General features: G+C 58.7%; 15 protein-coding genes. 10 read left to right on the forward strand and 5 right to left on the reverse strand.

The window, feature by feature from the left end:
- The first annotated feature begins 171 nt into the window (after positions 1-171).
- From gpgS to gpgF, 3 genes are read left to right on the forward strand one after another with little or no spacing between them, the layout of a single operon-like run.
- On the forward strand, positions 172-1,284 hold the full coding sequence (gene gpgS / locus ACWKV5_RS14685) for an N-acetylglucosaminyl phosphatidylglycerol synthase (protein WP_483841799.1): 1,113 nt from the start codon (positions 172-174) through the stop codon (positions 1,282-1,284).
- A complete protein-coding gene (gene gpgD / locus ACWKV5_RS14690; RefSeq protein ID WP_483841800.1) occupies positions 1,277-2,053 on the forward strand; it encodes an N-acetylglucosaminyl phosphatidylglycerol deacetylase in 777 nt (258 codons plus the stop codon). Before gpgS ends, gpgD begins: the two co-directional genes overlap by 8 nt.
- Positions 2,050-3,045, forward strand: a complete 996-nt coding sequence (gene gpgF, locus ACWKV5_RS14695) for a glucosaminyl phosphatidylglycerol flippase (protein ID WP_483841801.1) — start codon at positions 2,050-2,052, stop codon at positions 3,043-3,045. Before gpgD ends, gpgF begins: the two co-directional genes overlap by 4 nt.
- Here gpgF and ACWKV5_RS14700 read toward each other — a convergent pair.
- Together ACWKV5_RS14700 and purU are read right to left on the reverse strand one after the other, a co-directional pair.
- On the reverse strand, positions 3,032-3,208 hold the full coding sequence (locus tag ACWKV5_RS14700; protein WP_483841802.1) for a hypothetical protein: 177 nt from the start codon (positions 3,206-3,208) through the stop codon (positions 3,032-3,034). The two genes, gpgF and ACWKV5_RS14700, sit on opposite strands and share 14 nt — an antisense overlap.
- An 86-nt stretch (positions 3,209-3,294) precedes the next feature.
- Positions 3,295-4,143: a formyltetrahydrofolate deformylase gene (purU, locus tag ACWKV5_RS14705; RefSeq protein WP_027922916.1), complete on the reverse strand. Its 849-nt coding sequence runs from the start codon at positions 4,141-4,143 to the stop codon at positions 3,295-3,297.
- 338 nt (positions 4,144-4,481) lie between these two features.
- Here purU and mvaT point away from each other — a divergent pair, with 338 nt between their 5' ends.
- Positions 4,482-4,859 (forward strand): histone-like nucleoid-structuring protein MvaT, encoded by a 378-nt coding sequence (gene mvaT, locus ACWKV5_RS14710; RefSeq protein WP_007945872.1) that lies wholly within the window; start codon positions 4,482-4,484, stop codon positions 4,857-4,859.
- A 112-nt stretch (positions 4,860-4,971) separates the two neighbouring features.
- Here the strand turns inward: mvaT and sbcB are convergent, their stop codons facing one another.
- On the reverse strand, positions 4,972-6,402 hold the full coding sequence (gene sbcB / locus ACWKV5_RS14715; protein ID WP_483841803.1) for an exodeoxyribonuclease I: 1,431 nt from the start codon (positions 6,400-6,402) through the stop codon (positions 4,972-4,974).
- Between the two features lie 181 nt (positions 6,403-6,583).
- Here sbcB and ACWKV5_RS14720 point away from each other — a divergent pair, with 181 nt between their 5' ends.
- From ACWKV5_RS14720 to ACWKV5_RS14745, 6 genes are all read left to right on the forward strand, one after another.
- Positions 6,584-7,309, forward strand: coding sequence for an RDD family protein (locus ACWKV5_RS14720; RefSeq protein ID WP_483841804.1), 726 nt, complete (start codon positions 6,584-6,586; stop codon positions 7,307-7,309).
- A complete protein-coding gene (locus ACWKV5_RS14725; protein WP_483841805.1) occupies positions 7,306-8,283 on the forward strand; it encodes a stage II sporulation protein M in 978 nt (325 codons plus the stop codon). The genes ACWKV5_RS14720 and ACWKV5_RS14725 overlap by 4 nt, the downstream gene beginning before the upstream one ends.
- Entirely contained in the window at positions 8,270-9,814 is a 1,545-nt protein-coding gene (locus ACWKV5_RS14730) for a DUF4129 domain-containing protein (protein ID WP_483841806.1), read from the forward strand. The genes ACWKV5_RS14725 and ACWKV5_RS14730 overlap by 14 nt, the downstream gene beginning before the upstream one ends.
- A complete protein-coding gene (locus tag ACWKV5_RS14735; RefSeq protein ID WP_483841807.1) occupies positions 9,811-10,974 on the forward strand; it encodes a DUF4350 domain-containing protein in 1,164 nt (387 codons plus the stop codon). Before ACWKV5_RS14730 ends, ACWKV5_RS14735 begins: the two co-directional genes overlap by 4 nt.
- Positions 10,971-11,972, forward strand: coding sequence for an AAA family ATPase (locus tag ACWKV5_RS14740; protein WP_483841808.1), 1,002 nt, complete (start codon positions 10,971-10,973; stop codon positions 11,970-11,972). The genes ACWKV5_RS14735 and ACWKV5_RS14740 overlap by 4 nt, the downstream gene beginning before the upstream one ends.
- Positions 11,973-12,120: 148 nt before the next feature.
- Complete coding sequence (locus ACWKV5_RS14745; protein ID WP_483841809.1) at positions 12,121-13,452, forward strand: DUF58 domain-containing protein; 1,332 nt, start codon at positions 12,121-12,123, stop codon at positions 13,450-13,452.
- Between the two features lie 79 nt (positions 13,453-13,531).
- Here ACWKV5_RS14745 and ACWKV5_RS14750 read toward each other — a convergent pair whose 3' ends face one another.
- Together ACWKV5_RS14750 and ACWKV5_RS14755 are read right to left on the reverse strand one after the other, a co-directional pair.
- Positions 13,532-17,857, reverse strand: coding sequence for a hypothetical protein (locus tag ACWKV5_RS14750; RefSeq protein WP_483841810.1), 4,326 nt, complete (start codon positions 17,855-17,857; stop codon positions 13,532-13,534).
- Positions 17,854-21,969, reverse strand: coding sequence for a Tc toxin subunit A-related protein (locus ACWKV5_RS14755; RefSeq protein WP_483841811.1), 4,116 nt, complete (start codon positions 21,967-21,969; stop codon positions 17,854-17,856). The genes ACWKV5_RS14750 and ACWKV5_RS14755 overlap by 4 nt, the downstream gene beginning before the upstream one ends.
- Positions 21,970-21,984: the final 15 nt, after the last annotated feature.

Consider the following 21,984-nt stretch of genomic DNA (forward strand, 5'->3'; position numbering starts at 1 on the left):
CTTTCGCGAGCAGGCTCGCTCCCACATTGGATCTGTGTAGTTCACACGATCAAATGTGGGAGCGAGCCTGCTCGCGAAGGCAATCTGCCTGACACCACAAAACCCCAACCGAACATCTATCCTTCATAAAGGTCAACCAAGGGAGAACAACAGACCGGAGGGCCGCTCATCGTGCATATCGCGGACATCACCATGTTCTACGCCCCGGCCAGCGGTGGCGTGCGCACGTATCTGGATGCCAAGCACCGTCGCTTGGGGATCAAGCCGGGCATTCGCCACAGTCTGTTGATTCCCGGCGCGCACCTGAGTGAAACGGATGGCGTCTACACGGTTCCCGCCCCCGCCCTGCCCTTTGGCAAAGGTTATCGTTTTCCCCTTCGCCTCGCTCCCTGGCGAAACGTCCTGCAGGATTTACAGCCCGATCTGATCGAAGTAGGCGACCCGTACCTCACCGCCTGGGCGGCACTCGACGCGCGGCGCCAACTGGATGTCCCCGTCATCGGTTTCTATCACTCGGATTTGCCGCTGCTGGTCAGCAACCGAATGGGCAATTGGGTCACCACCAACGTTGAAGCCTACGTCAGCAAGCTCTACGGCAACTTCGACCGGGTGCTGGCGCCGAGCCGGGTCATGGCCGACAAACTGAGCGGACTGGGCGTGAAAAACGTCTACGTCCAACCCTTGGGCGTCGATTTGCACACCTTCAATCCCGAGGCCCGGGACCCCGGCCTGCGCGCCGAACTGGGCATTGATGAAAACACCCATCTGCTGATTTTCGCCGGGCGCGGCTCCAAGGAAAAAAACCTGCCGGTGCTGCTCAAGTGCATGGCACGTCTGGGGCCGCGTTTTCATTTGCTGCTGGTGGGTTCTTCTATGCCGGCCACGGTGCCGGACAACGTCACGGTGGTCGATGGGTTCTGCCCGGCCACCCACGTAGCGCGATTAATGGCCAGCGCCGATGCCTTGTTGCATGCCGGCGACCAGGAAACGTTCGGGCTGGTGATACTCGAAGCCATGGCCAGCGGCATTCCGGTGGTCGCCGTGGCCGCCGGCGCCTTTCCGGAAATTGTGACGGAGCAATGCGGTTTGCTCTGCCCTCCAAACAATTCGACAGCCATGGCCAATGCCGTTCGCGAGTTGTTCAGTCAGGGCAGCGTGGCGCTGGGCAAAACAGCGCGCCGTCACGTCGAGCGACAATACAGTTGGGACACGGTGGTCAACAGCCTGCTGGGGCATTATCACGCCGTACTCGGCAGCCAATGGCCGCAGGCGGCCAATGGTTAACCCGATGACTTCGCCCAGCGTGTTACTGGTATTGCACGACGTTGCGCCGCCCACCCTGGCCGACTATCTACCTTTCGTTGAAGCCGTCGACGCCTTGGGCGAGGTGCCGATGACCTGGCTGGTGGTGCCGGATTTTCACAGACACAACAGCCTTGAGGCTCATCCGGAATTTCGACGCGTGCTCACTCATCGTGTTGCGCGGGGCGACGAACTGGCGTTGCACGGCTACTTTCATTGCGATGAGGGCCCACCGCCCGGCACCCCGCGAGACTGGTTCATGCGTCGGATCTACACCCATGAAGGCGAGTTCTACACCCTGTCGCAACACGCCGCGCTCGACCGGTTGCGCGCCGGCATTGAGGTCTTTGATCGTTACAACTGGCCGCTGGAAGGGTTTGTCGCCCCGGCCTGGCTGATGAGCGAAGGGACGCGCGAGGCCTTGCGCCAACTGCCACTGCGCTACACCAGCGACGCTCAGCATTTATACCCACTGCCGGATTTCACACCGATAGATGCACCGGGGCTGGTCTGGAGTGCGCGCAGTGCCTGGCGCCGGGGCGTTTCAAAATTGCTCAGCGATCAGCGCGAACAACAATGGCGCGAGGCGCCGGTCATTCGGCTGGGCCTGCACCCGGTGGACATGCGCCACGAGTTCTCCCGTCACTACTGGTTGCAAACCCTCAAGCGCTTGCTCGACGGCGGGCGCGTACCGATGACCAAATCGCAATGGCTGGCGCTGCAACGCACCCCGATCGGTCGCGCCGCATGAGCCGGGGCATTCTGCTGTTCGTCGCCCTGCTGGCGGCAGTGCTGATCCCGCTGCTGCTGGGCGGCAACCAGACCTGGGCGCGGCTGCAAAGTTTTCCAGTGAGTTGGCTGCTGATCATGTTCGGCATGATTCTGCTGTGCTGGGGGGTGAACACCCTGCGCCTGCGCCTGTTGCTGGGTGATCAGCGTGACAAGGTCAGCCCGCTCAAAAGTCTCGGCGTGGTCATGGCCGCCGAATTTGCCTATTGCGCCACACCCGGCGGCAGTGGCGGACCGCTGGCGATCATGGCGTTGCTGGCGCGCAATGGCGTGCGACCGGCCAAGGGCAGCGCGGTGTTCGCCATGGATCAACTCAGCGACCTGCTGTTTTTTCTCTGTGCGTTGAGCGGGATTTTGATTTATGCGCTGTTCCAGCACCTCAGCCAGCGCATGGAATGGCTACTGACCGTCAGCGTGATATCAATGTTCGGCGGGTTGGTCTGCTGCGTGATGGTCGCCCGCTACCATCGTCTGCTGATTCGCCTGAGCGGGCGGTTACTGGCTCGCCTGAAGGTCAAAAGCACGACGCGCCTGCGCTGGGCACGAAAACTCCTGCACTTCCTCGCCGCATTCACTGACACATTGAAGTTGCCCTTGCAGACATTGATCACAGTGTTTGCGCTGACCTGTGTGCATTGGGTATTGCGCTACAGCGTGTTGTACCTGGCATTGCGCGGGCTGGGGGCGGATTTGCAGTGGGCCTGGTGCTTCCTGATCCAGATGCTGTCGCTCAGCGCAGGGCAATTCAGCCTGCTGCCGGGCGGCGCCGGGGCGGCGGAGTTGACGTCGGCAGCCTTGCTGGCGCCCATGGTGGGTAAATCAACCGCAGCTGCGGCGATTCTGATCTGGCGGGCGGTGACTTATTACTTCTATCTGATCGCGGGTGGCCCGGTGTTTTTGTTGATGCTGGGACGGCCGCTATTAAGGAAGTTGATGAAGTTCAAGCAGGCTTGATCTTGTCTTCGGGGTCTTGCTGTAACTGTTCCCACAACTCGGCAGCACCGGGAAACTCCGTGCCGTCTTCCGGACTCATGTCCTCCGGGTCATAACGACTCAGACAACCCTCGCCCAAAGTAGCGGGCGCCTTGGAAGTGGCTTTGTCCAATGGATCGGCCATGGTCATGTCCTCAGTGCAGAAACGGCGAAGGGCCTGAAGCGATTGAACGCCCAGGCCCTTCGAATTTCAACTGTATTGCGCTGTTATCAGAACACGACAGTCTTGTTGCCGTGTACCAACACCCGGTCTTCCAGGTGATAACGCAGACCGCGCGCCAACACCATTTTCTCGACGTCGCGGCCGAAACGCACCATGTCTTCAATGCTGTCACTGTGGCTGACACGCACCACGTCCTGCTCGATGATCGGGCCGGCATCCAGCTCTTCGGTCACATAGTGGCAGGTGGCGCCGATCAACTTCACACCGCGCAGGGAAGCCTGGTGATACGGCTTGGCGCCCACGAACGATGGCAGGAAGCTGTGGTGAATGTTGATGACCTTGTGCGCATACTCGCTGCACAACGCCGGCGGCAGGATTTGCATGTAACGGGCAAGTACCACCACTTCAGCATCATGCTGTTTGACCAGACGTGAGACTTCGGCGAACGCCGGCTCTTTGTCCTGTGGATTGACCGGCACATGGTAATAAGGAATGCCGTGCCACTCGACCATGCTGCGCAAGTCGTCATGGTTGGAAATCACGCAGGAGATTTCGCAGTCCAGTTCATCGCTGTGCCAGCGGTGCAGCAAGTCAGCCAGGCAGTGGGATTCGCGGCTGGCCATCAACACCACGCGTTTTTTCTGCGCGGTATCGGTGATGCGCCAGTTCATCGAGAACTCTTCGGCTATGGGCGCGAAGGCTTCGCGAAAGGCTTCGATACCGAAAGGCAGCGAATCGGCACGAATTTCGTGACGCATGAAGAACCAGCCACTGAGGTTGTCCGAGTGATGGCTCGCTTCAGTGATCCAGCCGTTATGTGACGCCAGAAAGTTACTGACTTTAGCAACGATGCCGACGCGGTCCGGGCAAGCAATCACCAGCCGAAAAGTGCGCATGAGGGGGAAACTCCAGAACTTCGCAAAGGCCGCCATTCTAGCGATTACGCAACAAAACTGCAGTATTGATGACGTCTTGCCCGGCACACGGTCTGCGCAGCCGCTCAGGAAAGCACCCGTTCCCCGCGCGGTGGTGATCTTTTAGTCGATATCAAGAGTCCATTTGTGAAGATCTGTGTTGACTGCATCACACTATTTAATCAGCTCTTCAATTTGCGCCCTATTCCTGACAACTAATTTAATTAAAACGCCGGTTAAATGTTTACTTGATGAAACAGCCTGACTATTATTGCGGCACTGTCCCCCTGCCATCCAGTCTCCAACATAAGGTAGTCCTCATGTCCTTGATCAACGAATATCGTGCCACCGAAGAAGCAATCAAAGAGCTGCAAGCCCGTTTGAAGAACCTGTCCCAAGACGACAAACTGCAAACCGAGCTGGAATTCGAAGGCAAACTGCGCACCCTGATGGGCGAATACTCCAAGTCCCTGCGTGACATCATCGCGCTGCTGGATCCAGAGTCCAAATCCAAAGCGCCACGCGGCGGTGCAGTAAAAACTACCGGCACCAAGCGTGCTCGCAAAGTTAAACAATACAAAAACCCGCACAACGGCGAAGTCATCGAAACCAAAGGTGGCAACCACAAAACTCTGAAAGAGTGGAAAGCCAAGTGGGGCGGCGACGTGGTTGAAGGCTGGGCTACCCTGCTGGGCTAAGCCGTAGCGCTTGTCACAAATAGCTTCTCACAGAAAAAAAGTGACAAAAAATAACGCCAGCGAATGCTGGCGTTTTTTTATGCCTGCAAGTCAGGCATGTTTATTTTCGTTTTCAAAGATTCAAACGTTTGCGTAATGCTTCGACATAATTCTGCCATTCATTGAGCACCTCTCGCTGAAACGATGTAGCAGTTTCATTCAATTGGGCCGCGGCTTCGGCAAAACTATTCAGCGTATTGGGTGCCCCGCATTCGGGCAAAGTCAGACGCTGCTGACAGAACATTCGCCAGCGCTCTTGCTCCTCGAAATTCAACGTGTCGGGGAAGTTGCGTGCGCGATATCGAAACAATAATTCAGGTAAACGTTCGTCATCGAAAGGCCACTGCTCTTGTGATAATTGGACAGGGTCCGCGATTCGGACTTGCTCGCATAGACGTCGGTCCCGATCACCGATAAAACCATCGTATAACTGTTGCTCGGGATCCTGGCTCGGCGTGAAATCTTCGCCGGCATAAATCGCCTGTACTTTATCTTGCCAAACTAGTTGTGCGTCGATTAGCCGCAGCGTCCGTTCCTGATAAAGCCCCATGTCCAGCCCCAGACGTTGCTGATCGTCAGGTCGAAGTACCGACAACGGTGCGACCACCGGGCACTTGTTGATGTGAATAAGTTTAAGCGGCACAGGCAGCTCGCCTTCGGCCAGCTGATCGCGACGGGTGTACAGCCGCTGACGCAAGGTGCCGGCATCCAGATCCAGCAAACCCTGGGGGTCCAGATGCAGGTCACAGACAATCAAGGCGTTCTTGTTGCGCGGGTGCCAGGCCAGGGGCAGCACCACGCCGACATAACTGCGCGCCGCCGAGAATCGCCCGGAGATATGCACCATCGGTTGCAACAGGCGAATCTGGTCCATCACCTTTTGTTTACTGCGCAACTTGAACAGCCAGTCATACAACTTCGGCTGTTTTTCACGAATCAGCCGAGCCAGTGCAATGGTGGCGCGAACGTCCGACAGCGCTTCGTGGGCATTGCCATGATCAATGTGGTTGGCGGCGGTCAGGCGTTCGAGCTTGAGCGTCACTCGCCCCTCGTCATCCGTCGGCCACTCGAGCCCGTCGGGGCGCAAGGCATACGCCGCACGTACCACATCGATCAGGTCCCAGCGGCTGTTACCGCCCTGCCACTCGCGGGCATACGGGTCGAAAAAGTTTCGATACAGGCTGTAACGGGTCATCTCGTCATCGAAGCGCAGGGTGTTGTAACCCGCGCCGCACGTGCCCGGCGCCGCCAACTGGGCATGCACCCGGGTCATGAAGTCCGCTTCGCTCAAGCCCTGTTCAGCCAGTTTACCGGGTGTGATTCCGGTAATGGCGCACGCCGCCGGATGCGGCAGGATGTCCTCACTGGGCTGGCAGTAAAGGTTGACCGGCTCGTCTATTTCATTGAGATCGAAGTCGGTGCGAATCCCCGCCACTTGCAGCGGGCGGTCGCAACGGGGGTTGATGCCAGTGGTTTCATAGTCGTACCAGAAGATCGAGGTCACGGGCTGTTCCTGAACTGAAGATCGGCAAAGTCTAGGCGTTCACATCCCGCCCCGGCCAGTAATCTGTCATTCAATCACCTCTGGCCACTCACCGTGCAATACATAGTTATGTCGTTTTCCCCCGAGAGGCTGCTAGCATCGGGTAGACATCGAATCCCGAACAGGCCACATAAGGTTGCCCATGCTCGAGACCACAGCACTGCCAAGGAAAGCGACGCTGTCCCCGCCACTGGATACGCGGCATCAAGTCGAAACGCCCGAAGGCATCGACTTGCCACTGCGCCCGGCCGGGTTGATGGTCCGTGCGCTGGCGTTCGCCATTGACCTGGGCATACGCGGGCTGATCCTCGCTCTGTTGTTTATCATCCTGGCGTTTCTCGGAAAGCTGGGCGCCGGGCTGGGCTCGATCCTGCTGTTCGGGGTGAGCTGGTGGTACATGGTGCTGTTCGAAGTGCTCAATCAGGGCCGCTCGCCAGGCAAACAGTGGATGGGCTTGCGCGTGGTGCAGGACGACGGCACACCGATCGGCTGGTCCGCTTCGCTGCTGCGCAACCTGCTGCGCTTCGTCGACCTGTTGCCGTTCGGCTACTTCCTCGGGGCCATCAGCTGCCTGCAACACCCGACCTTCAAACGCCTCGGCGACCTCGCCGCCGGCACGCTGGTGATCTACCGCGAGCAACCGCTGACCCGACCGCAACTGCCCGAAGCCACGCCCCTGCGCCCGGCCTTTGCCCTGACCCTGACCGAACAACGCGCCATCCTCGGTTTCGCCGAACGCCAGGGTGAACTCTCCGAGGCACGGGCCCACGAACTGGCGTCGATCCTTGCTCAACCGTTGCAGGTCCCGGCGCCGCACGCGGTGGTCGCACTCAACGGCATCGCACGCGGCTTGTTGGGGCCCGCATGAAGCAAAGCCTTTTCGAAACCTGCCACAAGGCCGAGTGGGAGCAGTTCTCCCTGACACTGGATCGACTGGAGCGCGGCAAAGACGCGTCCCGGATCGCCGGTTTTCCCAAGGACTACCGGCAGCTATGCCAACACCTGGCGCTGGCTCGGGAACGCGGCTACAGCAGTTTCCTGATCGATTCCTTGCAGCAACTCGTGCTGCGTGGGCATCAACAGCTGTATCGGCATCGCAGCCGACTGGGCGCCAACGTACTGGGCTTTATCCTGGCCGACTTCCCGCGATTGGTGCGTGAACAATGGCGTTTTGTGCTGGCCGCCGGCGTCATGTTTTTTGGCAGCCTGATCAGCTTCGCGCTGCTGGTGTACCTGTTCCCGGACCTGGTCTACAACCTGATCCCGGCCGAGCAGGTCAGCGAGATGCAAAGCATGTACGACCCCGTCGCCGGCCATCTGGGACGCACGGCGGAACGCGCCGCCAGTGAAGACTGGGTGATGTTCGGTTACTACATCATGCACAACATCGGCATCGCCTTTCAGACCTTTGCCAGCGGGTTGTTCTTCGGACTGGGCAGCGCGTTTTTCCTGCTGTTCAACGGCTTGATCATCGGCGCGGTGGCCGGACACCTGACGCACGTCGGCTATGGGCAAACCTTCTGGTCGTTCGTGATCGGCCACGGCGCGTTTGAACTGACGGCCATCGCCCTGGCCGGTGCCGCAGGCCTGAAACTGGGCTGGGCCTTGATCGCACCGGGTCGCCTGCCCCGCGCCGAAGCGTTGCGACTGGCGGCGCGCAAGAGCGTGTTGCTGATCTGCGGCGTGATGTTGTTTCTGTTGATTGCGGCGTTCATCGAAGCGTACTGGTCATCGATGACAGCACCGGAGCCCATGACCAAATACCTGGTCGGCGCTGCACTCTGGGCGTTGGTGGCAACGTATCTGCTGTTTGCCGGACGGACTCGCCATGCGCCTGAGTGACGCCACGGTTGTGATCCGTCCGCGCAGCACCTGGGAAGCCATGGACCTGGGTGTGCTGATGAGCCAGCGCCATCGACGTCTGCTGATGACCAGCTGGGCCATCGTCACCTTGCCGATCTTCGCCCTGCTCACGGCAATCTTCTGGGATTCGCCGACCCTCGCCGTGTTCATCTTCTGGTGGCTCAAACCGGCGTTCGATCGCTTGCCGTTGTTCATCCTGTCCAAAAGCCTGTTCGGCGAAACACCAACGTTAAAACAGGCGCTGCGCGAATGGCCGCGCCTGCTCAAGCCGCAACTGCTGGCCAGCCTGACCTGGCGCCGCCTGAGCCTGAGCCGTAGTTTTGTGATGCCGGTGGTGCAACTCGAAGGCCTCCACGATCACGCGCGCGAACAGCGCTTGCAGGTACTGCTGCAGCGCAACGCCGGTGCCGCACAATGGCTGACGATTATCGGCGTGCACCTGGAGAGCGCGCTGTGGATTGGCTTGATGGTGTTGTTCTACCTGCTCCTGCCGCAGCAGATCGAACTCGACTGGAGCTGGCAGACCTTGATCACCGCCGCCGTGCAGGACTGGCGATGGCTGGAACATCTCATCAACGCTTTTTATGTGTTGGTGCTGATGATTTGGGAGCCGATCTATGTGGCCTGTGGCTTCAGTCTTTACCTGAACCGCCGCACGGTGCTGGAGGCGTGGGACATCGAACTGGTGTTCCGGCGATTGCGCCAACGCCTCAGCACAACCGCCCTTCCCCTGTTGCTGGCGGCCATCCTGTGGGTGCCGGGCCCACAACACGTCTGGGCCGCCGAGCCCGTCATCACACCGGACAGCCCTCGCCTGCTCGATCAACCGCTGACCAGCCAGGCATCAAAAGACAGCATCAAGGCCCTCCTCGAACAGCCACCGTTCAAGAACAAGGAAACGGTGACCCGCTATCGGTTTGGCGAAGAAAAACCCGAGACAAAAACCCCGGACGACCGCAAGACGCCCGAATGGCTGAAGGCTTTATTGGCCCTGCTCGACAGTCAGCGATTCGGCTTCCTCGCCACCCTGATCGAAGTGCTGTTATGGGGCGCGGTGATCGGTGGCGTCGGTTTGTTGGTCTGGCGTTACCGAGACTGGTTTCAGGCGTTCGTCAGCCGTCGCCCTTCATTGAAAAGCAAAGTCGCCCGTCCGATTCCGCAGCAGGCTTTTGGCCTGGACCTCAACCGCGAAACCCTGCCTGACGACATTGCCACCAGTGCCGAAAGCCTCTGGCAAACCGACCCGCGCGCAGCCCTTGGCCTGCTTTATCGTGCCTTGCTCAGCCACTTGCTGCACGACCACCACATGGCGCTGAAAACCGCCGACACCGAAGGCGAAGTACTCCAGCGAGTCGAACAACTGCAACAACCGGCGTTGCTGGCCTTTAGTAAAACCCTGACCGGCCACTGGCAAAACATGGCTTACGGTCATCGCCTGCCACCCGCGCATTCACAACAGGAACTGTGTGACGGCTGGCGCACGTTGTTCGGCCCGGGAGCCGCCCATTGAGCCGGCGTTCAGGGTTGTTTGTCGGCATGGTCATCGCCTTGCTGGTCGGCGCACTGGGTATTTACCTGTACCTGAAAGCCACGCCCTACCAGACGGAAATCGATCACGGCCCATCCCCTGAAGCACAGGCCAATCCCTACCTCGCCGCCGAACACTTTTTACGCAAGCAGGGCCTGACCGTCAGCCATGCCAACGGCATCGACGTGTTACCCACCCTCGATCCTCGTCAGCACAGCCTGCTATTGCTGGGTGACCGCTACAACATGACCCCACGCCAGATAGATCAGGTGATGAACTGGACGCGGGCCGGTGGCCGCTTGTTGTTTGTCGCCCAGTCGTTGTGGGATGAAAAGACCGGCCAGAGCAACGACCTGCTGCTCGATCGGGTGCAGTTGCACCAGACCCTGAGCAAGGACCTCAAGGAGGCGCCACCCGGCATCCCGGATGATCCCTATCCCAAACTGACCAAGCTCTATCTGGAAGATGAAGACGCACCGGCCTACGCCAGCTTCGACACGGCGTTCCACCTTGAAGACCCGAAGAATCTCGCGCAAGCCTGGGCCAACAGCGGCAAGGCCACGCACATGATGCAGCTCAACCATGGGCTCGGGTCGATCACCGTGGTCACCGACGCCGACCTGTGGAAAACCCCCGCCATCGACCAGTACGACAACGCCTGGCTGCTCTGGTATTTGACGGCAGACACAAGCGTGACGTTGTTGTTCAACACCGATCACGACAGCTTGCTGACCTTGTTGTGGCGTTATTTCCCACAGGCGCTGGTGGCTTTGATTGCGCTGATCGGATTGGCTTTCTGGCACGTTGGCGTGCGCCAGGGTCCGCTGCTGGAACCCGCCTCGAAAGGCCGTCGCCAACTCCAGGAACACCTGCGCGCCAGCGCCGATTTCATAGTGCGCCGCCAGGGTCAGCAGCACCTGTTGCAAGCCTTGCAACAAGACATCCTGCGCCGTGTGCGGCGCCGTCATCCCGGTTTCGAACAACTCGGCGTCGCCGAGCAATGGTTGGTGCTCGCACGCCTGACCGGCCAACCCACACGCGCAATCAGCCAGGCCATGAGCCCGCGACCGAAACAGCGGCTGTCCAGTGCCGAATTCAGCCGTCAGGTCGCCCACCTGCAAACCTTGAGGAACACGCTATGAGTGAACAGATCGAGCCCGGCTCGCCGACTCACGTCGCCCAGCAACGCCAGCGTGCCAGTCAATTGGCCCAGGCCGTGCGCGGCGAATTGCAGAAAGCCGTGATTGGTCAGAACAGCGTTATCGACGACGTGCTGACGGCGCTGATCGCCGGCGGTCATGTGCTGCTCGAAGGCGTGCCGGGGTTGGGCAAGACCTTGCTGGTGCGTGCCCTCGCCAAGTGTTTCGGCGGTGAGTTCGCCCGCATCCAGTTCACCCCCGACCTGATGCCCAGCGACGTCACCGGGCACGCCGTCTACGACTTGAACACCGAGCAGTTCAAACTGCGCAAAGGTCCGCTGTTCACCAACCTGCTGCTGGCCGACGAGATCAACCGCGCCCCGGCAAAAACCCAGGCCGCCCTGCTCGAAGCCATGCAGGAACGCCAGGTCACCCTCGAAGGCCGCGCCCTGCCCATCGCGCAACCGTTCATGGTGCTCGCCACGCAAAACCCCATCGAGCAGGAAGGCACTTACCCATTGCCTGAAGCCGAGCTCGACCGCTTCATGCTCAAAGTGCGCATGGACTACCCCGACGCCGAGCAAGAGCTGAACATGGTCCGCCAGGTCAGCCGCTCGACCCGCGCCGACATGCTCGACGTGCAACCGCTGCGCACCCTGTTGCAAGCCAAAGACGTGTCAGCCTTGCAGCGCATTGCCAGCGACTTGCCACTGGACGATCAGGTTCTGGATTACGCCGTGCGCCTGGCCCGAGCGACCCGCACCTGGCCCGGCTTGATCCTCGGCGCCGGCCCTCGGGCGTCCATCGCACTGGTGCGCTGCGCCCGAGCCCGTGCCTTGCTGCGCGGCGGCGAGTTCGTGATTCCGGATGACATCAAAGGCTGCGCTTTGGCGGTACTGCGCCATCGCGTACGGATCGCGCCGGAACTCGACATCGAAGGGCTGGACGTCGATCAGGTGCTCAAGCAAGTGCTCGATCAAGTACCGGCGCCGCGCCTGTGAAAAAGCTCATACGTACCCCCCCTGTGGCGAGGGAGCTTGCTCCCGCCGGGCTGCGCAGCAGTCCCAACATTTCTGACAGGGCGAAGAGCTTGCCAGCGCTGCGCACTGGAGCGCGAGCAAGCTCCCTCGCCACAGGAACTGTGTTGCGATGAAGCCTTCTCGTCTGCTGTTGATCTGGCTCGCGACCCTGCTGGTCATCGGCATCGTGCTGGGTGCGTTGCGGGCACTGGAAATCACGGTCCCATCGACCCTGTTGTCGATCAACTGGGGACTGCTGCTGGCCCTGTTCGCGCTGGCCGTGCTCGACGCCATTCGCCTCAGACGCCTGCCCTCACCGCGCCTGCGCCGACACATGCCCGGCAGCCTGGCATTGGGTCGCTGGAGTGAAGTGCGACTGGACGTTGAACATGCGTTTGCTCAACCTTTGAACGTAAGCCTTTTCGACCATGTACCACCGGGGCTGAGTTTCGAAAACCTGCCCCTGTCCGTCGAACTGCAACCCGGTCTGCAGAGCCAGATTGGCTATCGGCTGCGCCCGCTCAAACGCGGCCACTTCAGCTTCGAACACTGCGAAATCAGCCTGCCCAGCCCGCTCGGATTATGGTCAGACAAACGCCTGCTGAACGCGGTCGACTCCACCCGCGTCTACCCCGACTTCGCTCGCCTCTATGGCGGTGAATTGCTGGCGGTAGACAACTGGATCAGCCAGCTCGGCGTACGCCAAAAACAACGACGTGGTCTGGGCCTCGAATTTCATCAACTGAGAGAATTCCGTGAAGGCGACAGCCTGCGCCAGATCGACTGGAAAGCCACCGCCCGCCAACGCACGCCCATCGCCCGTGAGTATCAGGACGAGCGAGATCAACAGATTATTTTCATGCTCGACTGCGGCCGACACATGCGCAGCCAGGATGGCGAACTCGCGCATTTCGATCACGCCCTGAATGCCTGCCTGCTACTCAGCTACATCGCCCTGCGCCAGGGCGATGCGGTGGGCCTGAGCACGTTCGCCAGCGACCGCGCGCATTATCTGGCCCCGGTCAAAGGCATTGGCCAACTGAACATCTTGCTCAACAGCGTCTACGACCTCGACAGCACCCAACGCCCCGCCGATTACCAGGCAGCCGCCACTCAGTTGCTGGCCCGACAGAAACGCCGGGCCCTGGTGGTGCTGGTCACCAACCTGCGCGATGAAGACGATGAAGAACTGCTGACCGCGGTCAAACGCCTGAGCAAACAGCATCGGGTGCTGGTGGCGAGTCTGCGCGAAGACTTGCTCGACCATTTGCGGCACGCGCCGGTGCAAACCTTGCCGGAGGCGCTGGCGTATTGCGGGACGGTGGATTACCTGAATGCTCGGGCGGAGCTCCATGAGCGGTTGAGTGCTCATGGAGTTCCAGTGGTGGATGCTCGGCCCCAAGAGCTGGGGGCCGAGTTAGTGACGCGGTATTTGAGCTGGAAGAAGGCCGGGGTTTTTTAGAGGCACTTTGCAACCCAACACCCAGCGCGGCCTCGTCTTTCAACCATTACTACCAAGCGCGTCACCGGGTTTGTTCAGATCAACGGCAACTGTCTTCCCGCGTATCTGCGTTGTGCCACCCGGGTTTTTGACTTCGATATAAAAACTGACATATCCCGTCACTTGCCCCCCCCCCCCCGCCCCCCACAATCCGAGACACTTCCCCTCTAATGTCAGTGACAACAGGAATATATTCCCCCTCGTTCAGAGACAAAAACACCTCTCTGCCTGGCATCGGTTCTTGAGTGACGGTGGAAACGATCACGGCTGTAAACACCACGGTTTCCCGTGGAGTAATTGAGTCTCTGGATGCCACAACACTTTTAATCGTCGCGTGCTTCGGTGACGTAGCCGGATCAAGTACTTTTACAACGAGGCCTTTAGAACTCGGAGTCCCGTTATCGACGCTGGCGATTAAATCATGCTGACCCAACTGAACAGGCTTGAGTTCGATAGTGGCAACTCCCTGAGCATCAGTATGTGAGGGTAACAATTCCAGCAACGGAAACCGCCATGACACCTCGGCATCACCCACGGCGATTCCGTGTTGGCGAGTCACCACCTTCGCTTCGGCGGTCATTGACTCGCCCAGGTAAACATCAGAGGAGTCAGAGCTAACGTCTCCAACAACCCATTCATCTTCCAGCACCGTAAACACCAGACGCTCCGCTACCCATCCCTCTTCACCGCCCCTGACAGAAGCGGTCAACGCTCCGTCGCCTTGAATGAAGGGTAATTTAAAGCGAATGATTGCCTTACCGTCTGTTCCCGTCATTGTCGGCGTCAGCTCCACACCTTGAAATCGCCACATGACTTCAACATCGCTGAGTACCTTGCCGCCAGCGCCGACCACAGTAACCTGTGCGCCAACTTCCTCACCTGGATAGCCGACCAAATCCGGGCTGGTTATTTCAAGAATCTCTCGAGGTTCGTTGACCCTATAACTCAGCGACAACGTGTTATCACCAGCCGTAGCCGTCACTTGCCCCAAACCGGTAAATGCAGGCATAAAACGCACGCTCGCCACGCCATAGAAATTGGTCACTGTTGATACCCGTTCCAGTTCCGGCCCGTCCCATTCAACCACCATCCCGACGACAGGCTTGCCTGATAAGGCCGATCGAATGGTTACCTGGCACTCAACCATCGAGCCCCAGTCAATAACCTGCATGCTGCTGTTGATGGCGGACATTTTGATCGCTCTGGTCCCCGCCCCCAGTGACACCGCATTGCGAGGTGACCGTGCCAGCAATCGCGAGGCCGCCCACTGCAAGGAAAAACCTCCATCCTTCTCGTCACCGGCGGTCAGCGTGCAGGGCAACTCGTCAACCAGCGTCCGCCATTGTCCGAACGTAACCGGGCCCATCGACAACCCCAGCTCACCCGGCCCCGCTCCCGTGATCCCAAGCGCCAGATCCCGACCGTGCAGATAGCTGTCTTCGTTCGCCGATAAAACAAAATCGAACTGTCCGCTACGCCGGGGGAAAAATGTCTTCTCGGCCCAGGCATGAGCGTCAGGTGTGTCAATCGTCTTGACGCCAAGGCCCAGCCAGGGATCGGAATCGAGGGCCAAGACCTCGAAGTCGTCACCGGCAGAACTGCCGTCATAGAGATTAACCACCTGCGCGTTGACCGTGTTTGGCCCAGGCACCAGCGGTTCATAGTCATGACCCGCCCAACCCTCGGCATCCGTCTCGGATCGGGCCAGTTGCGATTTCGCATCGCTCCACTGCACGGGCATTCCCGGGACGGGCAAGTCGGTGAACCATGACAGGTACTGAATCTGCAACCAGGCGCGTTCAGCATTACTCAGCACAGGGTCAATTGCCGCTTGACGTACGGCACCGAGCTTCAGTTTGTTATGGTCCAGTTTAAAAAGTTGGTCGGAGGTTCTGAACTGGAGCTTTCTCAAACTGTAGGAAATTGAAAGCGGTGTCTTTCCCGAACTCGCTGAACAGTCAAACGTGTATCGCACACCACCTGCGGTGATGGGTACGGACGATCGAAGGCCTGGAGTGATTTCTATATTTTCCGGTAATGGCGCGGTGGGTGAGTTGCCCCAAAGCACCTCAACCCCCTGCAACGGACTGAACGCATGCGGCAACAGGGTCAATTGGTGAATCGCCCCAATGCACGGATGCAGATCACTGCGACCAATCGGCGAAGTCATCTGATCGAACACCAGCGTGACCTCATCATCAAATTGCGTGGCCATCAAACGACCGGTCAGCTCCCGTTTGCGCGGCAAATAGTCGCTTTCAACCTCCAGCTCAAAAATGCCACTTCGTGCGTTGCCGGAGGTGATTGACCATTGCACCCCCTCTTGGGTCAGCAACACCTTGCTCCCAAAGGGTGGACTGAAAACCAGCCCAAGGTCCGGCTCTACCCCATTGCGCCAATTCAGGGAGATCATCTGACCAATGAACGGGCTGCCCGAGTGTTTCGGGACAATCGAGAAGGTATGGGATCCGCCACGCCAGCACAAAATGCCCATCCCTTGGCTGTCGATGATTGTTTGATCAAACACGAAATCGATGTCGTCCTTCCACTCACTGGTGGCCAACGCAACAATCGGGAATGAATGCGACAGCGGGGGCGCGCCTTCCCTTACCTTGATCTGCGCCACCATCGCGTACGGGCCGGCGACCGTCGGTTTATCGAAGGCGCTAGCCCAACCTCCGACGCCGGTGTAGGAGGTGAAGGTGCCATGAGACAAGACCCAATCCACCTGAACATTGAGTGCCGGTTCATTGTTGAGCGTCAGCACCTGCACCATGCAGTACACGCTATCGCCCTCATCCACCGCCGGTGATTTATTGGCCTCGCGCACTTCGCCGATCTTGAGGTTGTTACGCGCCAGTGACATGGCGTTATCACGCGACTCGCGCTGCAACATCGGGCAGGAAAGAAACAAGCCAAAGGGTGCATCCAGCACATCGCCGCAGACGAGCGTCCATTCAAGCTCGTCGCCCGTGACCTGCGCCAATTCACCAAAGCCAGGCACCGAACGCACGTCCAGATCTTCAGGATCGTACCCTCCCTCGCGCCACCCCACGGCGATTTTCGCCCCCAACAACGGGCTGCCTGCAGGGAAAATCAAGCTGAATGCGTAGCTACTGCCACGGTCGGGATACCCGGTTTTTTCGCCCCAGGCAGTGGCCTCCATACGCTCGAACCGGACCTTTACCGCTTTCAATGGATCGTCCCTCAGCACAAGGACGTCAAGCGACTCCCGCACGACAGGATCGTTGTAGTAAGGACTTGGTACCGAGACATCAATGATCTGCAACCCATCAACGCCGGGGATGTAGTCAAAACCCGCTTTCCCTTCGCCATCGGAGATGCCGCTATGCAGCAGGTCTTCACCTAAGTGCCAGCTCACCTCCACACCCGCCACCGGTAGGCCGGTGTAGTGCGACAACACTTGAACTTGAAATGGCAGCGTCTGGCCATACTCCAGAACCGGCCAAAAAGTGGCGCCTTTGAGCACGTTCAGCGTCAGCCGATGATGCCCCAGCGATACCGCAACAGGGTAAGGCTCTGCGGTGTAGTGGCTGTAGATATTCAGATCGAACAGATAAGGCGCTTCACCTTCCAACACAGGGCAATCGAGCAACCACGGCAGCTCGATCGACTGGTTAACCCCAAGGTCGGGCGATGTGATTATTGCCTCTTGCGGGTTGTCCTCGGACCATAGCAAAGCGTCGGTGCCCGCCCATTCGCTGTCCGGGAGAACTTCAAATTTCAATTGATGCCTTTGTTCCTTTTCAGCCCCCAGACACAGATGAAGTACCTGGCCAGCGTCAAAGCGCTGGTTGTCATGAAACAATCCCAGCAATTGCAGCGGCACCAGTTCCACATGAAGCTCGATGCGCGTCAGCCGTATGTCCGCAGTGGAATTGTCGTCGGGCGTTCTTTTCGGACTGATCAGAGTAATGTCGAGATCGTCACCCTTATGAAGGGCGAGGTCGAGCGGCAGGTGACGCGCCAACTCGTGAAGGTCGACCGCCATGGGCTCCGCGCTGGTGCTCCCTCCTGTGGAAGGCAAATCGATGCTCAACTTTTCGACATCGCCGGCGCCTTTTTTGCCGATCAATACTTTACCTGGCGCTGTCTTGTGAGTGTTTTGGTAAAGAAAACGCAGGTGATAACGCGCCCCTGCGACTGGCTCGACCGCAACTTTCATAGTTTGAAAAACCGATGCCTCGTTTTTGAGCTCCGCATACCTGATGGGCTCTCCCTCCCAAGTGTCTCCTTTCACCTGAAAGCCTTGGGGATTGTTGAGATCTTCCCAATCATCGTAGGCCTTCTGAAAATCCCCATTAAGTACCAGGTTCTTGTTCGTGTTATCAGGCAGCTTTTTCATGATGGCTTGACCTCTGGCTCGGGCTCAGGCTCAGGCTTCGGATCAGCCTTGATCACCCACTTTTCAACTTCTTTGGCAAACGCGGCTTCGCCGACTTTGGCGGTGTAGATGACCTTGACCAGGATGTCGGTCATCGAGGCCAGCATGGCGGCCTGGCGGGTTCGCTTCGGCCAGGGAAACGTCAGCTTCCATCGCGACACGGCGCCGGTGTTTTCGAACGGATTGAGCAAGCTTTCATCAGGCTTGAAGGCGACCATGCCGTTGTCGTCCAGCCCGACAGACAAGGCGACGCGTTGGCCGCTGCTCAAGTTGATCAGAACATCCGCGGGCGCCACCTCACTGGAACCGTACAAGTAATCCAGCGACTGGAACGACGGCTGCGTGGCCGTGTAGCTGCCCACTTGCAACAGCGTGGCCTTGGCATCCTCGTAATGAGGTTTGAGTACCGGTAGCGTCACTTCGACGGCACTGATTTGCCGACAGTAATGGTCGGGGTAGTCACGATCGAACAGTAGCTGGGTCAGCTCGAAGTTCAGGATGCCGGTCTCTTGCAACTCGCCGAAGGCTTCATCCCAGCTGTCGGACCCCGTCTGCCCAGTGGTGACGTCGTCGAACAACCGGCGCAGGGAAATAGTCTTGACCAGCTCCAGGCGCCGCTCATAGCGCTGCAGATGTTCCGACTCCATGCGCAACAAATCCGCGCGCAAGGAAGCGCCGGCCATCAAGCCGTGACGCTGGTCGAGCCAGACATCCGGCCGGATAGTGCTTGAAGTGAATTCACAGGTTTCGGCCTGAAGAGCCGTCTGTGCCGTCAGGCACAACGTCACGGCGGCGTCGTAGGCCTGGAAATGCAAAGTCTTGAGCTGACCGATCGACCAGCGATACAACTCCAGGTTAGTCGCCCGTGTTTTCAGGAAATCAAACTGGCTGAGTGCCTGGGCGTTGGCCTTGACGGTTTGATCCAGACTGGCCTGGGCCGAAGCGATAGCGCGCCTCTGGGCGATGATTTGTGCATCGATGGCGTTCATTTCAGCGCTGGCCTGGTCCCTTGCCAGCCCCCATTCCTGCTGGCGACGACGATAGTTTTCGGACCTTTCGGTTTTTTCGGCTCGATAGCGCGCGGACTCCGCGCCAATCTGTAAACCAAACGCTACCGCCTCGGGCAACGCATCTAGTCGGTAGCCGCCATTCGCAAGCCCGAAAACGTTGGGAAATGCCGCAATGACAGCCCCGGCGACCCTGAACCCGGTCGAAACACTTGCCAGCGTATTAGCCGCGTCGATTTCCTTCATGACTTTGTATTCGTCGTCGGAAATATTGCCGGTGTGCAGGCGGCTGAAATGCTCCTGACGCTCCTCGGCCATGGTCCGGCTGCTTTGCAATGCTTTCAGGTTTTCGCGCTGTTGCTCCAGGAATTCTTCTTGCGCCTGACGGGCAAAGTCTCCCAGTTCGCCCAGATGCCGCTGCTGCATTTCTTCCAGTTCAACACGATCCTGTTGCTCGAGCAGACGCAGCACCTCACTCCCGAAATCTTGCAGCAACTGCACGGAACGTATCGCCACGTCGAACAACACTCGCCAACGAAACGCGGCCACCCGCAATTGGCCCCCCATCGGTCGTGCAGTGCCTTTACCGCCCGCCGCCAGATGGTTCAACAAGGCGCTGGGGTCCATGGCACTGAACAGTGGAATCGATAATTCCTTGCCGTCGATGGTCAGGTTATTGCGCAGGTTGTAGATGCGTTTGGCCGGCAGGTCGTAAGACTCGCGCAACCGCGGGCTCACGGGCAATTTGAAGGAGGTCGTACCGAATACCCCTGGATGGATGAAACGGGCAGTCGTTACCGGTAACTGGTCCGCCTCCAGCAACAGCGTTTTTTCAAAGTCTGCCAGTGCCGATCGAGCGTCGACTTCAGCCACCAGATCCATCAACTGCCGGGGTGTCCAATCGTTGCGGGTTCGACCGTCGGGCGCTTGTCCCATCAGGGACAGGGCGCGCACATACTGCAGCTTGGCGGCCACCAGGCTGTCGCGAGTCAACTGCCGGTACAGCGAATCGCCCCAGGCAATAATGTTGTGCACATAGTCGAGAAAAATCACGATTTGATAATGCCGAGGCGATGAGTAAGCAATCGCGTCCGGGTCGGTGGGGGCAAAGGCTTCGTATTCAATCGTGCTTTCTTTTACTGCCAATGGCCGGCATCGCCAGTAAGCAATCTTCGCACCGACAGGGCCATCGGCTGTTTCGGCGGGCGCCTGAGGGTCGAACAGATAATGAAACCATTGCTGAGCTTCGAGAAAACGATGCTCATCGCGCAAGCGAGACGCCACCAGATGCGGCAAATGGAAGAACAGCTCCCAGAAAAACAATCCGTTGCTGCTGTCGAACGGACCGTTGGGCTCAGTCCCCTGAGGAAGCGGCGGCACGTCCGGGAACTGGGTGGACCAGTCGAGCACCGCGCCCATCGATACATTGGAGCGAAACACCAGATCGGCGCCGATCAGCGTGTTCAGCCGAACGTACTTGAGTTTGAAAGGGACAGGTTGGTTGAAACCCAGAAACTGCGCGCCTTTATCCGGCGCTCCTGCTGCAGGTTTGTGGATGAACGGCAGAGAGCCCTGGGCAGGCAGTGTTGCGGGGACCTCAATAACAACGGTTCTGTCCCCAGAGGCGCCGGCCAATGTGCAAGTAATCGTGTATTTGGCAAAAGAAGCCCTCTTCACTTCCAGCCAATCCGTCGACCAGCCTCCGTTGTTGGAATAGCTGCTGGTAATGGGAGTTTCGTTTTCTGACCCGTGTTTCACCTCCAGCTTGAATTGCTCCTGTGTCCCTGATTTGCCTGGGTCTTTAAGCGCACAAAACCCCTGAATACGTAATTTGTAGTCGTTTCCGTCAGCAACAATGTAAGCCTTGATGCCAAGGTGGTCAGCCAATGTTCCTGTGCCGATGGCGCTGGTGACTGAAGGAAACTGGCTGGGTGCGATCCGTCGCTGAACCGTGAGAGGATCAGCAAACAGCGCATTGGCCAGATAATCCATGACCGGACCTTCATCCGGCAGTTTGCGCAGTAGCGGATCACGGGTTTCGTAGATCGCCACATATTTGTCCGATTTGTCCGTACCGGACTTGCCATTGGTGACATGCACAGCCAACCGGCCTTCGGGATATCGGGTATCCAGCTCATTGCGCAAAACCACCGCCACCAACCGGCAGCTCTGCGATACATCCTGGTCAAAATGCGCCAGATGCAAGCGGATAGGCGGTGACCAGCGCCCGTTCAACGCAATGAAAGCTACTTTGATTTCCAGCTCATAAGGTTTTTGCAGCGTTCCATTAGCAAGCTTGTCGAACAGCCCGGCGCGCCACTCGACCCAGACCATGCACAAACGGCCTTCCCAAAACACCAGTCGACTGTCCAGCACGCTGTCGTCGGTCGGGATGTCCGCCTGTTGCCACTCTCCCCACGCTGTTGGGTTTACGGCTTCTGAGTTGTCGGTAACCTCTATGTCCGCCTTACGCCAAAAATAGCGATAAGGCGTTACACGCTCCCGGCCAACAAAGTAGTAATGACTGTTCTTCGGGTTTGAGCCATCCATGTAGCAGGTCAGCACATTCAGGTTGCAGGTTTCCTCGAAGGTGCGCAGGTATTCCTGCACCCCTTGTTGCACCGAATCCGTGGTCAGGCGAGTCTGATTCAGATGACTCTCAAGGGCTTTGAACAAACTGCTTTTGCGAATGCGCACAAAAGGCGTGATGTAATCTCCGGGTGTGCACTTGAGCAACTGGCTCGCCGACCAGGGGCTGTAGCTGCTGGCGATGTCCCACTCCTCCAGGTCATCCGGATCAAATTTGCGACCGTTGTAACCCGGCTCGAGCTTTTGATACACCGCATGGATGTATTGCTGCAGGCAGCTCACCCCCTCCGCCCCCCAGGAGGTCTTGATCTGCTTACTGTCCAGAGGGTCTGAGCGTAGCCACTCGAACAAGTCATCGGCCGTTTTGAGCTTCATCGGAAACGGCTGGTTTTCCTGGGTGTGCTTGGCATTCAGGCTGAGGTCTATCAAGGCATTGCGCCGCAGAGCCGCCAGGTCATCGAACGATTGCTTGGCCATCACCGTCTCCTGTCA

Source organism: Pseudomonas oplopanacis (assembly GCF_057128725.1).

What these genes read in the sequence shown, in the direction of transcription:
- ACWKV5_RS14745 (WP_483841809.1), top strand. Translation starts at nt 12,121, where the DNA reads ATGAAGCCTTCTCGTCTGCTGTTGATCTGGCTCGCGACCCTGCTGGTC.
- gpgF (WP_483841801.1), top strand. Translation starts at nt 2,050, where the DNA reads ATGAGCCGGGGCATTCTGCTGTTCGTCGCCCTGCTGGCGGCAGTGCTG.
- ACWKV5_RS14740 (WP_483841808.1), top strand. Translation starts at nt 10,971, where the DNA reads ATGAGTGAACAGATCGAGCCCGGCTCGCCGACTCACGTCGCCCAGCAA.
- ACWKV5_RS14730 (WP_483841806.1), top strand. Translation starts at nt 8,270, where the DNA reads ATGCGCCTGAGTGACGCCACGGTTGTGATCCGTCCGCGCAGCACCTGG.
- mvaT (WP_007945872.1), top strand. Translation starts at nt 4,482, where the DNA reads ATGTCCTTGATCAACGAATATCGTGCCACCGAAGAAGCAATCAAAGAG.
- purU (WP_027922916.1), bottom strand. Translation starts at nt 4,143, where the DNA reads ATGCGCACTTTTCGGCTGGTGATTGCTTGCCCGGACCGCGTCGGCATC.
- ACWKV5_RS14725 (WP_483841805.1), top strand. Translation starts at nt 7,306, where the DNA reads ATGAAGCAAAGCCTTTTCGAAACCTGCCACAAGGCCGAGTGGGAGCAG.
- ACWKV5_RS14700 (WP_483841802.1), bottom strand. Translation starts at nt 3,208, where the DNA reads ATGGCCGATCCATTGGACAAAGCCACTTCCAAGGCGCCCGCTACTTTG.
- gpgD (WP_483841800.1), top strand. Translation starts at nt 1,277, where the DNA reads ATGGTTAACCCGATGACTTCGCCCAGCGTGTTACTGGTATTGCACGAC.
- ACWKV5_RS14755 (WP_483841811.1), bottom strand. Translation starts at nt 21,969, where the DNA reads ATGGCCAAGCAATCGTTCGATGACCTGGCGGCTCTGCGGCGCAATGCC.
- ACWKV5_RS14750 (WP_483841810.1), bottom strand. Translation starts at nt 17,857, where the DNA reads ATGAAAAAGCTGCCTGATAACACGAACAAGAACCTGGTACTTAATGGG.
- ACWKV5_RS14720 (WP_483841804.1), top strand. Translation starts at nt 6,584, where the DNA reads ATGCTCGAGACCACAGCACTGCCAAGGAAAGCGACGCTGTCCCCGCCA.